The 13,348-nt window shown below is 45.2% G+C and carries 12 protein-coding genes; 4 read left to right on the top strand and 8 right to left on the bottom strand.

Going from position 1 to position 13,348, the window contains the following annotated elements; all coding sequences use genetic code 11:
• Positions 1-57 precede the first annotated feature (57 nt).
• The 3 genes from R7F67_RS17995 to R7F67_RS17985 all read right to left on the bottom strand — a co-directional run bounded on the left by R7F67_RS17995 (position 58) and on the right by R7F67_RS17985 (position 1,548).
• Complete coding sequence (locus tag R7F67_RS17995; protein WP_005380552.1) at positions 58-582, bottom strand: NADPH-dependent FMN reductase; 525 nt, start codon at positions 580-582, stop codon at positions 58-60.
• Positions 583-728: 146 nt separating this feature from the next.
• Positions 729-992, bottom strand: a complete 264-nt coding sequence (locus tag R7F67_RS17990) for a YfcL family protein (RefSeq protein ID WP_033907374.1) — start codon at positions 990-992, stop codon at positions 729-731.
• Between the two features lie 25 nt (positions 993-1,017).
• Positions 1,018-1,548 carry an elongation factor P hydroxylase gene (locus R7F67_RS17985; RefSeq protein ID WP_005380546.1) on the bottom strand — a complete coding sequence of 177 codons (531 nt, stop codon included), beginning with the start codon at positions 1,546-1,548 and terminating at the stop codon, positions 1,018-1,020.
• 332 nt (positions 1,549-1,880) lie between these two features.
• Here R7F67_RS17985 and R7F67_RS17980 point away from each other — a divergent pair, with 332 nt between their 5' ends.
• The gene (locus tag R7F67_RS17980; RefSeq protein ID WP_005380544.1) at positions 1,881-2,504 is read left to right on the top strand and encodes a trimeric intracellular cation channel family protein; all 624 of its coding nucleotides are present in this window, start codon (positions 1,881-1,883) and stop codon (positions 2,502-2,504) included.
• Between the two features lie 223 nt (positions 2,505-2,727).
• Here the strand turns inward: R7F67_RS17980 and aroC are convergent, their stop codons facing one another.
• A complete protein-coding gene (aroC, locus tag R7F67_RS17975) occupies positions 2,728-3,813 on the bottom strand; it encodes a chorismate synthase (protein WP_033907375.1) in 1,086 nt (361 codons plus the stop codon).
• 179 nt (positions 3,814-3,992) lie between these two features.
• On the bottom strand, positions 3,993-4,925 hold the full coding sequence (gene prmB, locus R7F67_RS17970) for a 50S ribosomal protein L3 N(5)-glutamine methyltransferase (protein ID WP_005380541.1): 933 nt from the start codon (positions 4,923-4,925) through the stop codon (positions 3,993-3,995).
• 62 nt (positions 4,926-4,987) lie between these two features.
• Here prmB and smrB point away from each other — a divergent pair, with 62 nt between their 5' ends.
• A complete protein-coding gene (gene smrB, locus R7F67_RS17965; protein WP_005380539.1) occupies positions 4,988-5,518 on the top strand; it encodes an endonuclease SmrB in 531 nt (176 codons plus the stop codon).
• A gap of 96 nt (positions 5,519-5,614) precedes the next feature.
• On the opposite strand, the gene sixA is transcribed toward smrB, so the two are convergent.
• Positions 5,615-6,079, bottom strand: coding sequence for a phosphohistidine phosphatase SixA (sixA, locus tag R7F67_RS17960; protein WP_005380537.1), 465 nt, complete (start codon positions 6,077-6,079; stop codon positions 5,615-5,617).
• A gap of 374 nt (positions 6,080-6,453) precedes the next feature.
• Here sixA and R7F67_RS17955 point away from each other — a divergent pair, with 374 nt between their 5' ends.
• The gene (locus R7F67_RS17955) at positions 6,454-9,231 is read left to right on the top strand and encodes an insulinase family protein (RefSeq protein ID WP_053306685.1); all 2,778 of its coding nucleotides are present in this window, start codon (positions 6,454-6,456) and stop codon (positions 9,229-9,231) included.
• A 166-nt stretch (positions 9,232-9,397) separates the two neighbouring features.
• Positions 9,398-9,652: a CG2 omega domain protein gene (locus tag R7F67_RS17950; RefSeq protein WP_065274741.1), complete on the top strand. Its 255-nt coding sequence runs from the start codon at positions 9,398-9,400 to the stop codon at positions 9,650-9,652.
• 62 nt (positions 9,653-9,714) lie between these two features.
• On the opposite strand, the gene fadJ is transcribed toward R7F67_RS17950, so the two are convergent.
• A complete protein-coding gene (fadJ, locus tag R7F67_RS17945; protein ID WP_065274742.1) occupies positions 9,715-11,826 on the bottom strand; it encodes a fatty acid oxidation complex subunit alpha FadJ in 2,112 nt (703 codons plus the stop codon).
• A complete protein-coding gene (fadI, locus tag R7F67_RS17940; RefSeq protein ID WP_005384447.1) occupies positions 11,826-13,133 on the bottom strand; it encodes an acetyl-CoA C-acyltransferase FadI in 1,308 nt (435 codons plus the stop codon). The genes fadJ and fadI overlap by 1 nt, the downstream gene beginning before the upstream one ends.
• Between the last annotated feature and the right edge of the window lie 215 nt (positions 13,134-13,348).

Raw genomic sequence — 13,348 nt, 5'->3', positions numbered from 1 at the left:
TTCCCGACACAGATACGTGTCGGGAATCGCTAACTCACTAAGTTGCTCGTACTGAGATTACTTCAGCAGTGCAACTGCCTGTTTCACTTGCTCTGCCACTTCTGGGTTTACAACCTTACCCGATTCCACGTCAAAATTTTCGTAGAAGCTCGGCACAGATAACGATGCCTTTACATCCGCGCCAAAAAATTGAGCAGAACCTGTCGCCGCCGCAAGAACACTTTGTGCACCACCGGGACCTGGGGAAGTTGCTAAATAAACGACAGGTTTGTTTTGAAATACATTACGCTCAATGCGCGTCGCCCAATCGAACAAGTTTTTATAAGCCGCTGGGTACGAACCGTTATGCTCTGCGAAGGAAACAACGAGAGCGTCAGCCTCCGCCAAGTCACGTAAAAACGCGACAGCCCCTTCAGCTTGACCTATTTCTTTCTCTTTGTCCTCGCTAAACATTGGCGCTTGATAATCGTTTAAGTCTAGAACATTCACTTGAGCGCCTTCGACTTGATTTGCTGCGTATGTAGCAAGTAGTTTGTTGATTGAGGTAGAGCTGGTAGATGCACCAAATGCGACAATTTTCATGGTTGTAATCCTTTGTTCACGTTTTATGCTGATCAGAATAAAAGTTGAACAGTTTCGCTACAACCACAAAAATTTTATTGAGAGGTTCGAATTTTTCGAAGTAGTAAATGACTAGGATTAAATAAAGGGAGAACGCTGCTTAGGGATTAAGCCTGAGCCTGGAGCTCTTGCCACAAATCACTGACAATCACGCGATCGGCCGGGCTTAACTCGGTACGCGAATCTTCTAAGCTGCTCTCAATGCGTGACTTCAGCTCAGCAATATCGCTAATCCCTTCTTCTTCACAAGACGCCGCGGATAAAGAGATGTGACCACGTAAATAACCACCAGCAAACAATTCATCGTCAGATGCTGTTTCAATTCGAGCATCAATCAGTTCCAGTAATTTTTCTTCAAATTCAATAATCATGGTGTATCTCTGAGGTTATTAGTGGTTATTTAACGCAAAAGTCCGACGCTTCCAGTGGCTTAGTTTGATAAAATGCGCGCAGGGCATCAGAAAGCATTTTCACTCGCAAAGGCAAGCCAACGTCCAAAATACCTAGCACTTCTTTATGCACTTTTTTCATAAAGCCGAGCCTATCTGGTTCAAAATCGCCGTGTAGATTGTCACAACTCACCGTAAAAGGGAAGCCAGCGCTTTGTGCCAGAATCCATTCATAAGCTTGAGGTCGCACTTCAACTTTCTCAAACTCCGCTTGAACTTCTGCTGTTCGCCCATCGGGTTCATACCAATAGCCAAAATCTTCCAGCAAACGACGCTCTGGACCAGCCACACACCAATGCGAGATCTCGTGTAAAGCAGAGGCGTAAAAACCCCGAGCAAAAATAATCCGATGATGAGGGTGTTCATCATCAGCAGGAAGATAAATAGGCTCATCACCACCTAACTCTAATTTCGTATTAAATTGTTCTAAAAAGGTGTCATTAAAAATGGTGATTAAGTCTTGGTATTCGTGGGTCATCGTCGAGTTTGTACTTCAGTTTGACATGCGCTGCATATTGTCGCTGTTTTTAGTTATGAGGTAAAGGCACCCCCACATTTTTGGTTATTAGTTGAATTTATCTGAAGGTCGCTTTCTCCATACAATTTCTCATTCGTCAGCGTACTTATTTACCACTACACTCTCGCCTTATTTTGATGCCGTTCAAACCGCTATTTTTAAGCCGTTTGATTACAAGCATGTTGCTGGTTTTAATCACTTTTTAAGAGAGATAGAACCGTTTGTAAGTGTTGTTACTTCGCCTACGCTGATTCTCGTAGAACGTAGTGACTTTTTACGTTGAGTGTTTCCCTATGTTGCTAAGTGTGTTGTATATCATTGGTATCACGGCAGAAGCCATGACAGGTGCGTTAAGTGCTGGTAGAAGAAAGATGGACTGGTTTGGTGTTATGTTGGTGGCCAGCGCAACGGCCATTGGTGGTGGCACCGTACGTGACATTCTATTAGGCCACTACCCTCTTGGTTGGGTAAAAAACCCAGAGTTCCTTGCAATTACGTGTGTTGCAGGTGTGCTAACAACAGGTTTAGCGAAATGGGTGATTAAGCTGAAAGGTCTGTTCATTCGCCTCGATGCATTAGGTTTAATCGTGTTTAGTATCATCGGAACAAAAATTGCGATGGGCATGGGCTTGCACCCTGGTATTTGTATGGTTTCAGCGTTAGTAACTGGTGTATTCGGTGGGCTACTTCGCGACTTAATCTGTCGCCAAACACCATTGGTACTGCATGAAGAGCTTTACGCTTCTGTCGCTCTTATCGCATCAGGAATGTACTTAGCGCTATTAGAATTCAATGTTCCCGATGTCACTGCCACTATTATTACACTGGTTACTGGTTACATGTTGCGTATGGCTGCGGTACGCTTTAAGTGGCGTCTGCCTTCTTTCCATTTGGAAACCGAAGGCTCGATTCATTAAGCAAAAACTACTTAAACAAAAAAGGTTGCCTGATAAAATTGTGCCACCCGCGATTCAGTGAGTGGCATAATTTTATATTCAGTCATCCTGAACAGCGACGAAGGAGCATGATTCAGGATCTATTATCCGAGCACTCTGTTGTCAGAGATGTTTCTTTCTCTTTTCATCGTGCTGAAATTAGATTCCTAGTCTCGCTATAGCTCGCTGGAATGACACAAAGCTCTTAAATCTTCGGTGTTTCAGTTGTTACGCCATGGTTTTGACCACGGTGGCGTAGTAAATGATCCATCACCACAATAGCCAGCATCGCTTCTGCGATAGGCACAGCACGAATACCCACACATGGGTCATGACGACCTTTGGTGATCAACTGAGTTGGTTCACCTTCTTTTGTGATGGTCTCACCCGGCACAGTGATACTTGATGTTGGCTTAAGCGCAATGTTTGCGACAATGTCTTGACCAGTCGAGATACCACCAAGAATGCCACCCGCATGATTACTACCAAAACCTTCAGGAGCAAGCGTATCACGGTGCTGACTGCCTTTTTGGTTTACCACCTCGAAACCGTCTCCGATTTCTACGCCTTTCACCGCGTTGATGCTCATTAGTGCGTGCGCGATGTCTGCATCCAGACGGTCAAATACGGGTTCCCCGAGACCAACAGGCACGTTAGTTGCCACAACCTGGATTTTTGCGCCAATAGAGTCGCCTTCTTTTTTCAGGTCACGGATAAGTTGGTCAAACGCTTCTACTTTGTCAGCATCAGGGCAGAAGAATGCATTGTTCTCGATTTCGCTCCAATCTACCTTGTCGATAGATACATCACCCATTTGTGACAAGTAAGCACGAATCTCAACACCAAACTCATCTTTTAAGTATTTCTTCGCGATTGCACCAGCCGCCACACGCATTGCGGTTTCACGAGCTGAAGAACGGCCGCCACCGCGATAGTCGCGGATGCCGTATTTTTGGTGGTAAGTGTAATCAGCATGACCCGGTCTGAACTTATCTTTGATGTCAGAGTAGTCTTTTGAGCGCTGATCGGTGTTTTCAATTAGCAAACCGATCGATGTGCCCGTGGTTTTGCCTTCAAAAACGCCAGAAAGAATTTTAACTTCATCCGGTTCACGACGTTGTGTGGTGTAACGTGATGTGCCTGGACGACGGCGGTCGAGATCGATTTGTAGATCTGCTTCTGTAATTTCCAACCCCGGAGGACATCCGTCTACGATACATCCCAGTGCGATACCGTGACTTTCCCCGAATGTCGTCACTCGGAAATGTTGTCCGATACTGTTTCCTGCCATTACTTCCTCAAGTTTTTATCGCCACGCTCTCTCAAAACAGAGCATAGCTGCTTTCCAATTCTTCGTGGATTCATAGTGGCTTTATTACGTTTTGATGTAAAGAGTTAATATCGGCGAGGTATGCATAAAAAAACACCGAGCATAAAGCTCGGTGTTTTGATGTTTAGTGCAAGACTCTATTAGTCTTTGTACAGTTTAAACTCTTCTGCACACTCAACCAGCTGGTCACGCGTTAGCATAAATACGCCATGACCGCCGTTCTCGAACTCAATCCAAGTAAATGGAATCTCTGGATACTGTTCCATCATATGAATCATTGAGTTTCCGACTTCACAAATAAGAATGCCGTTATCTGTTAGATAATCTGGCGCGTTAGCAAGAATACGACGCACTAGTTTTAGACCATCCGTACCCGCGGCTAAACCAAGCTCAGGCTCATGCGTGAACTCATCTGGCAGGCTGTTCATGTCTTCTTCATCCACATATGGTGGGTTGGACACGATTAGATTGTATTTCTCTTTTGGAAGATCACGGAACAAATCAGAGCGAATTGGGAACACTTGCTGCTCCATACCGTGATCTTGTACGTTTTGCTCAGCCACTTGTAGAGCATCTGTAGAGATGTCGATCGCATCCACTTCTGCTTCAGGGAAAGCGTGCGCACAAGCAATCGCAATACAACCAGAACCCGTACATAGGTCCATGATGCGCGTAGGTTCTTCCACCAACCAAGGTTGGAATTCCGCTTGAATCAATTCGCCGATAGGAGAGCGTGGCACAAGTACACGCTCATCAACGAAGAACTCAAGACCGCAGAACCATGCTTTGTTTGTTAGGTATGCTGTTGGCGTACGCTCGTTGATGCGTTTTACTACGCGCTCAACAATACGCAGACGCTCGCTTGTCGTTAGGCGAGAGTTCAATACGTGCGGAGGCACATCAATCGGCAAGTATAAGGTTGGCAGGATAAGCTGAACAGCTTCATCCCACGCATTATCAGTACCATGACCGTAAAACAGGTTCGCTGCATTAAAGCGGCTTACCGTCCAACGAATCATATCTTGAAGGGTATGCAGTTCCGATACCGCTTCTTCTACAAAAATCTTATCCAAAATTGCCTCCGAAAAGCGCTACAATACTGCCAATAAAGTTTATTAATGAAATTGTTTACCTAATGAGCAAAAAAGACACCGAGAACGATGACGATTTCGCCTTGTTTCAGGAAGCAGTACAGGGCGTAAAAAAGTTGCGACAGGATACCATAATCCAGCAACCAAAAAAAAATACTAAGCAAAAAGAAATCAAGCGCTCCAACCGTGAAGCGAGTGACTCTGAATTTTACTTTTCAGACGAGTTTGTCCCTCTATTAAACGATGAAGGTCCAACTCGTTATGCACGTGACGACGTCTCCACTTATGAAGTCAAACGTCTACGTCGTGGCGTGTATGTACCGGACGTGTTCCTCGATATGCACGGCATGACACAGCAAGAAGCAAAACGCGAGCTTGGTGCGATGATAGCCTATTGCATCAAAAACGAGATTCATTGTGCGTGTGTGCAACATGGTATTGGGAAACACATCCTGAAACAGAAAGCCCCACTTTGGTTAGCACAGCATCCTGACGTTATGGCTTTTCACCAAGCGCCACTAGAATTTGGTGGTGATGGTGCGTTGTTAGTGTTGCTTTCTATTCCTGAAAAGTAACAGGCTTGCTGTAGACACGACGAAACGAAAAGGCAGGGATCTCCTGCCTTTCTTATTCTGTCTCTAATTTGCAAACGCTTATTTTGGTTTAGACACTTATGGCGTAATATGCCAAAGCACTTCACCATTTTGTGTTTGTAAATCATATTCAATGCACACTAGCCCTGATGTAGGAAACATCGGTGGTGTCATGTCTTTTACAAACTCTGAAGTCAGATAACCGACCAAAGGCAAATGCGATACGAACAAAAGCGAGTCCAATTGTTCGACTTCGATTAATGCACTTGCGAAATCGAAGACATGCTCGGACTGGCCATAAGGTGTAATATCTTCACAAGTTTCAATGCTTTTTGCAGAGAAATACGCACTGATCTCTTGCCAAGTTTGTTGAGCTCTAATGTACGGACTCACCAACACTTTATCGAATTGCGCAAAACCCTGTTCTTTACAGGCTCTCGCAACCGCTTCTGATTCGACTCTGCCTCTTGGGGTCAATTGTCGTGCTGCGTCTGAATCTGCAAAATGCTCGGCTTCACCGTGACGCATGATGAATATTTTCATGTTATTTCCTAGGGATAGCTAACGCTACCAAAAGGTTGACTGCTATCTTTATTAGATAGACGGGGCTAACTTTAACAATGACGAAACAAAAATACTGATATAATTATCTGTTCATTATACCAATTCGCTTGTTAAAGATAGCGACTTTCTTAACAATCTATTAAAAGAATGTACTCAGTTCATCACACTATTTAACTGTGCAATGAGTTCAGAGCATTCACTCAAACAGTTCTTCCCCATACGCAAACGCGATGGGCCTGTGCAGAAGTCTACGAATAACAAAAATACGGCAAGCAGTATTTGTCGAAACGCAAACTTTGCGCCCCCCGCGAGGGGAGCCTAAATTACTGTAATGCGAAATCTGGAGACGCATCGTGCATCTAAGTCCTAACGATTCAAATCAATACCGCTACATTACCTTGAGCAATGAACTGCGTGTACTGCTGATTCATTCCGATACAGCTCAACAGTCGGCAGCTGCTCTGGCAGTGAACGTTGGACACTTCGACGACCCAAACGATCGCCAAGGTCTGGCACACTATTTAGAACACATGCTTTTTTTGGGTACGGAAAAATACCCTAAAGTGGGCGAGTTTCAAAGCTATATTAGCCAACACGGTGGAACAAACAACGCTTGGACTGGTACAGAGCACACTTGTTTCTTTTTCAATATTGCTCCAAATGCCTTTGAAAGTGCCTTAGATCGATTTAGCCAATTTTTTACCGCACCTTTGTTTAACGAAGAAGCATTAGACAAAGAACGCCAGGCTGTCGACTCCGAATACAAGCTCAAACTCAATGATGATTCTCGTCGCCTGTATCAAGTTAACAAAGAAGTCATCAATCCAGAGCACCCGTTTTCAAAATTCTCTGTCGGAAACTTAGATACTCTTGGCGACCGAGATGGTAAATCCATCCGCGACGAAATTGTGGAGTTTCACCACTCTCAGTATTCCGCCGATTTGATGACACTGACTCTATTTGGGCCACAGTCGCTCGATGAACAGCAAGCTTGGGTAGAAACCATGTTTGCCGACATCCCAAATCACCACCTTCGTGGAAAATCGATTGATGTACCGATAGGCACTGAGGAAAGCACGGGCATTTTGGTTCAAGTCGAGCCGCTCAAAGAGTTCCGTAAACTGATTCTCACATTCCCCATGCCGGGAATGGATGCGCATTATAGCGTGAAGCCACTCTCCTACTTTGCTCACCTGTTGGGTTATGAAGGAGAAGGCAGTTTGATGCTTCAACTCAAAGAAAAAGGCTGGATTACCTCTCTCTCAGCGGGCGGCGGCGCGAGTGGCAGTAACTACCGAGACTTTACCGTAAGCTGCACCCTGACGCCAAACGGCTTAGATCATGTTGATGATATCGTTCAAGCTGTTTTTCAATACCTCTCGATGATCAAACAAGACGGGTTAGATGAATGGCGCTATCTCGAAAAACAAGCGGTATTAGAATCGGCTTTCCGCTTCCAAGAGCCATCGCGCCCAATGGATCTCGTCAGCCATCTGGTGATCAACATGCAGCACTATCAACCGGAAGACACGGTTTATGGTGACTACAAAATGGCGGGCTACGATGAGGAGTTACAGCGTTCATTGCTGCGATACTTAACCATCGATAATGTACGCGTCACTTTGATTGCTAAAGGCCTGGAATACAACCGTACTGCCGAATGGTACTTTACCCCGTACTCCGTCACACCTTTTAGTGAGGACCAACGTCGTTTCTATCAACAAATCGACCCAAGCTGGCAATTCGTCTTACCGAAAAAGAACCCTTATATTTGCTACGACCTCGACCCCATGCCACTCGAAAATGGTGATTCGCTGCCAGAGTTGATTGAGGATCTCGAAGGGTTTCGGCTGTGGCATTTGCAAGATGACGAATTTCGCGTGCCTAAAGGTGTCGTTTATGTCGCTATCGACAGCTCTCATGCCGTTGCATCACCAAAGAACATCGTCAAAACGCGCTTATGTGTAGAGATGTTCCTCGATTCGCTAGCAAAAGAAACCTATCAAGCAGAAATCGCAGGGATGGGTTACAACATGTACGCTCACCAAGGTGGCGTGACCTTAACCCTCTCTGGGTTCAGTCAAAAGCTGCCTCAGTTGCTGGAAATGATTCTGCACCGTTTTGCTTCTCGAGATTTCAGCCCTGCTCGCTTTGAAACCATCAAACAACAACTGTTACGAAACTGGAGAAATGCTTCACAAGATCGCCCTATTTCTCAGCTGTTTAACGCACTTACTGGGTTACTTCAACCCAATAACCCGCCTTTCGCAACCTTAGTCGAAGCGCTAGAAGAAATCGAAGTCGATGAACTCTCGGTATTCGTAGAATCCATTCTTGCAGAACTGCACGTCGAAATGTTTGTCTACGGAGACTGGCAACGCCAGCAAGCCCATGACATGGCAACGACCTTAAAGGATGCTCTAAGAGTGAACGAGCAACGTTATGAAGAAGCACTTCGTCCGCTCATTATGCTAGGTAAAAATGGCAGTTTTCAACGTGAGGTGCATTGTAATCAGCAAGATTCCGCAGTCGTTATTTACCACCAGTGCGAGGATATTGAGCCTCGCAGTATCGCGCTATACTCATTGGCCAATCACCTTATGTCGGCAACGTTTTTCCACGAAATCCGTACCAAGCAGCAATTAGGTTACATGGTAGGCACTGGCAATATGCCGCTAAATCGTCACCCTGGTATTGTACTGTATGTGCAGTCACCTAATGCAGCACCTGCCGAGCTGGTTACCTCAATCGACGAGTTTTTAAATGCCTTTTATATGGTGCTGTTAGAGCTAAACGATTACCAATGGCACAGCAGTAAGCGCGGCTTGTGGAACCAAATAGCAACGCCTGACACCACTCTTCGAGGACGAGCTCAACGTCTTTGGGTTGCAATAGGAAACAAAGACACTGAGTTTAACCAACGTGACAAGGTACTTACGGAGTTGAAGAAGCTGACGCGCGCAGACATGATTCGCTTCGTTGTGAACGAATTGAAACCTCGTACTGCAAATCGTTTGATCATGCACTCTCAAGGTCAAGCGCATTCGGAGGCTCCGCGCATCCATCTAGGACAAGAAATAGGATCGATTGAAGAGTTCCAACTTCGGCCAAAAGATTGCGGCTTGGGGTGATCTAGTTGCTCAGAAATAAAATTGTCGATTACTAGAATGTACCTACAAACCCATGAGGTTGTCGGTCTCATAGATTGAATCGGCACCATAATTGGCAGAAAATTGAAATTACGCCATTGCGGCTTATCTCTAATTACCGCACTAAAAATAACTTAATGAGGTAATCATGAAAAAAGCACTTTTACTAGTGGCTCTTATACTGCCATTGGCATCTGCTTACGCTGAAATCTCAGTCAAAGGCGATGGCTTCGAATTAAGTGACGACTGTGTGCGCCTTAGCGGAGACAATGTATCCATCAAATCAGATGATTGCTCTTCAAAGCAGTGGAATGATAAAGACAAAAAAGGTAACAGCAGCGTTCACGGGGACGACAACCCAGGTAAAGGCCACAATAAAGATAAGAAAGACAAGAAGAAGTAACCATTTCTTCTTTATGAAAAAGGCTTGCCACTGGCAAGCCTTTTTCTCTACCGAAGCAACGTTTAATAGAACGTTGTCCCTTCACCAGCTCGAGTAAGCAAACCATCACATGGCGCGTAACGATCGCCATACTTCGATGCAAACTCATTCATTTTCTCTACGAGCTCTTTAATGCCAAATTGGTCCATGTAACGGAACGGACCACCCAAGAACGGTGGGAAACCAATACCAAATATCGCGCCAATATCACCGTCACGTGGCGAGCGAATGATGCCATCATCCAAACAACGTACCGCTTCATTCAGCATTGGCAGCACACAGCGCAACGCAATATCGTTATCGCTTAGCTTAGATTCAGGGTCGAGCTTAAGCAGTTTGTAAATCGATTTGTCGACATCTTTCTTCTTGCCCTTGTAAGTGTAAAAGCCCTTACCACTCTTGCGTCCTTTACGTCCATCATTTAACAAGATATCAAACACATCCGGGCCTTTGAATCGGTCACCTAACTCATTAACCAGAATCGGCATAATTTTCGCGCCAATGTCGACACCGACTTCATCCAGTAAGGTAATCGGGCCGACAGGGAAACCAAAGTCAAGCAACGCCGTATCAATCTTTTCGATCGGTTCGTTAGCCAACAAAATATGCGCCGCTTCGTTCATGTATGGAGCAAGAATGCGGTTCACGTAAAAGCCCGCTTTGTCTTTCACTACGATCGGGGTTTTACCTTGCTTCTTAGCAAGTGCAACAACTGTTGAAACGGTTTCATCTGACGTCGTTTCATGCGGAATCACTTCCACCAAAGGCATTTTTTCTACTGGGCTGAAGTAATGCAAACCAACTACGTTTTCTGGACGCTCTGCTTTTTCTGCAATTTTGTGGATAGGCAACGAAGAAGTATTGGTCGCAAAGATAGTTTCTGTCTTAGCGTTTGCTTCAATGTCCGCCACCATTTTTTGCTTAAGATCTAAGTCTTCAAAAACGGCTTCAATTACGACATCAATATGATTAAAACTGGTAAAATCGACACCACCAGACAGTTGCAGCATTTTCGCTTGCAGATCGGCCTTGGATAGAATGCGACGTTTGCGCTGTTTCTCAAATAACTTGTAGTTGTAGTTGAGCGCATTTAAAACGCCATCGTTGCTAACGTCTTTGATGCGAACAGGTACTTTTGCTTTTGCAACAGACACATGGCTGATTCCGGCGCCCATCAGACCACCACCAAGCACACCAACTTTATGAACTGGTGCTGGTTTCGCATCCGTGCCATTTTCTTTCTTCATTTCTGTTGTGGCAAAGAAGATCGAACGGAGCGCTTTTGACTCTGAGCTCATCACAAGCTCACCGAAGCGCTTCGCTTCAAGTTCTTGACCTTTAGCGAAGCCTTTCTCTAAGCCATGTTGAATAACTTCTAGAATTGCAACCGTTGCTGGATAGTTACCGCGAGTTTTTTGATTCGTTTTCTTCGCAGCTTGCTCAAATACAAACTTGCGCCCTAGCCCGCTACCAGACATCACCTTTTCTTTCGTCGATAGCTTTTTCGTGCCCTTGTTTTTACCTTTGTCGATAAACTGTTTTGCTACGTCGAGCAAAATGGTGTCAGGCACACAGGCGTCCACAACGCCCAATTTTTTAGCTTTCTTCGCACGAAGTTGTTTACCCGTCAGGATCAAGTCCAACGACGGTAACAGGCCAATCAAACGTGGCAGACGCTGAGTACCACCAGAACCTGGCAATAAACCAAGTTGTACTTCTGGCAGACCTAAACGCGTTTTGTCAGAATCCGTACAAACACGATAATCACATGCAAGAGCCAGTTCTAAACCACCGCCCAAACATGGGCCATGAATAGCCGCAACGACAGGATAAGGTAAGTCCGATAGCTGCTGGAACAACTCCTGACCTTGCCTTGCTAAGGCTTCCGCTTCACTTGCTGTGGTGCATGCTTCTAGCATTCGAACATCAGCACCCGCAACAAAATTGTCCGGTTTGAGGGAGTGGATGATCATCCCTTTAATACCACTGGAGTCTTTTAGCTGAGCAAAAATTTCTTTCATTTCGTCAGCAAAAGCCGCCTGCAGCGTATTCATTTTTTCATTAGGAACATCAATTGCTAACCAAGCAATATTTTGCTCATCAACCTTTAGACTAAATGCTTTTTGCTCGCTCATTACTCAACCTCCAGAATCATTGCCGCACCAAGACCACCAGCAGCACATGCGGTATTCAATGCAATACCACCGCCACGGCGTTTTAGCTCTCGTAGGGTTTGCGTCATCATACGCGCACCAGTCGCAGCAAATGGGTGACCATAAGCAATTGATCCGCCAAGCACGTTGAACTTATCCATGTCAATTTCACCAATCGCTTTTGAGCGACCAAGGTTTTCTTGAGCAAACTTATCGGAAGCAAACATCTTCACATTCGCCAATGCTTGAGCAGCAAAGGCCTCGTGCATGTCGATCAACGTCAGGTCTGACAATTCCAAGCCTGTATTTTCAAGCACTTTCGCTGTAGCATAAGTCGGCCCCATCAGCATGTCCTTTTCCACGCCGATAGCAGAGAATGCATAACCTCGGATGTAACCAAGAATCTCCATTCCGAGCTCTTTCGCTTTACCTTCTCGCATCAACATCACTGCCGCACCACCATCAGTCAATGGCGTACTGTTCGCAGCCGTAACACTGCCATACTGACGATCAAACGCAGGTCGCAATTTCGCGTATCCCTCAACCGTTGAGTCATGACGAATATTGTTATCTTCCGAAATCCACTTTTTGTATGGTTCAGGGAAAGCCGTCATCACTTCATCTTGGATTTTTCCTTCTTTCCAAGCTTGAGAAGCCAGCGTATGAGAACGATGTGCAAGCGCATCCTGTTCTGCGCGAGAAATACCATGTGTTTTAGCCATTTGCTCTGCAGTTTGTCCCATGGATAAACCCGTAGAGTACTCTGCTACTGCTGGTGGCACTGGCATCAGGTCTTTAAAGCTCAAGTTTTTGAGGATACTAAGCTTCTGACCCATTGTTTTTGTCTTACTAAGAGCAAGCAGATTAGCGGCCAGTTTCTTTGATACGCCAATAGGCAGGACGGAAGAAGAGTCTGCACCGCCAGCAATACCAATATCGATGGTTCCCGCCATGATGCTTTCTGCGACATTAACCGCCGCTTGAAAACTCGTCGCACACGCTCGAGTCACACTGTAAGCATCAGTATGGATGTTCATACCGGTGCCTAACACGATTTCTCGTGCGATGTTTGGCGCTTCAGGCATTTGTACTACTTGTCCAAATACCACTTGTTCGATTAGCTTCGGATCAATATCTGTTCGAGCAAGCATTTCGCTTACTACCATTTTCCCTAAATCGACCGCTGGCACTTGGCTAAATTCCGTGCTTTGACGAGCAAAGGGAGTTCGAAGCCCCGCGACAATAGCGACACGCTCACCATTGCGTGTTTTTACTTCCTGCTTGCCCATTGTTTCTCCTTAAATACAAGAGGTCTGACCTGATGCATTGTAATGAATTTGTTAAATTTATCAAACGTGCGTTTAAATAAACGTGAAGCAAGTAGTTCAATTACTCTACTTCTTTGATTATTATGCGATTACTAATGGTTAACTATAGAGAGTTAAAACGGTAAGAGGTATACGGAAAGTAAAATCGAAGCAAAAAAAAACCACACATAACTGTG

The sequence above is a fragment of the Vibrio sp. YT-17 genome, from assembly GCF_033337375.1.
In the GTDB taxonomy this organism is placed as follows: Bacteria; Pseudomonadota; Gammaproteobacteria; order Enterobacterales; family Vibrionaceae; genus Vibrio; species Vibrio alginolyticus.
This window is presented reverse-complemented; position numbering and strand designations above follow the sequence as displayed.

Excerpts from the sequence above, each read along its gene's own strand:
- R7F67_RS17995 (WP_005380552.1), bottom strand. The coding sequence starts at position 582 with ATGAAAATTGTCGCATTTGGTGCATCTACCAGCTCTACCTCAATCAAC.
- R7F67_RS17990 (WP_033907374.1), bottom strand. The coding sequence starts at position 992 with ATGATTATTGAATTTGAAGAAAAATTACTGGAACTGATTGATGCTCGA.
- R7F67_RS17985 (WP_005380546.1), bottom strand. The coding sequence starts at position 1,548 with ATGACCCACGAATACCAAGACTTAATCACCATTTTTAATGACACCTTT.
- R7F67_RS17980 (WP_005380544.1), top strand. The coding sequence starts at position 1,881 with ATGTTGCTAAGTGTGTTGTATATCATTGGTATCACGGCAGAAGCCATG.
- aroC (WP_033907375.1), bottom strand. The coding sequence starts at position 3,813 with ATGGCAGGAAACAGTATCGGACAACATTTCCGAGTGACGACATTCGGG.
- smrB (WP_005380539.1), top strand. The coding sequence starts at position 4,988 with ATGAGCAAAAAAGACACCGAGAACGATGACGATTTCGCCTTGTTTCAG.
- sixA (WP_005380537.1), bottom strand. The coding sequence starts at position 6,079 with ATGAAAATATTCATCATGCGTCACGGTGAAGCCGAGCATTTTGCAGAT.
- R7F67_RS17950 (WP_065274741.1), top strand. The coding sequence starts at position 9,398 with ATGAAAAAAGCACTTTTACTAGTGGCTCTTATACTGCCATTGGCATCT.
- fadJ (WP_065274742.1), bottom strand. The coding sequence starts at position 11,826 with ATGAGCGAGCAAAAAGCATTTAGTCTAAAGGTTGATGAGCAAAATATT.
- fadI (WP_005384447.1), bottom strand. The coding sequence starts at position 13,133 with ATGGGCAAGCAGGAAGTAAAAACACGCAATGGTGAGCGTGTCGCTATT.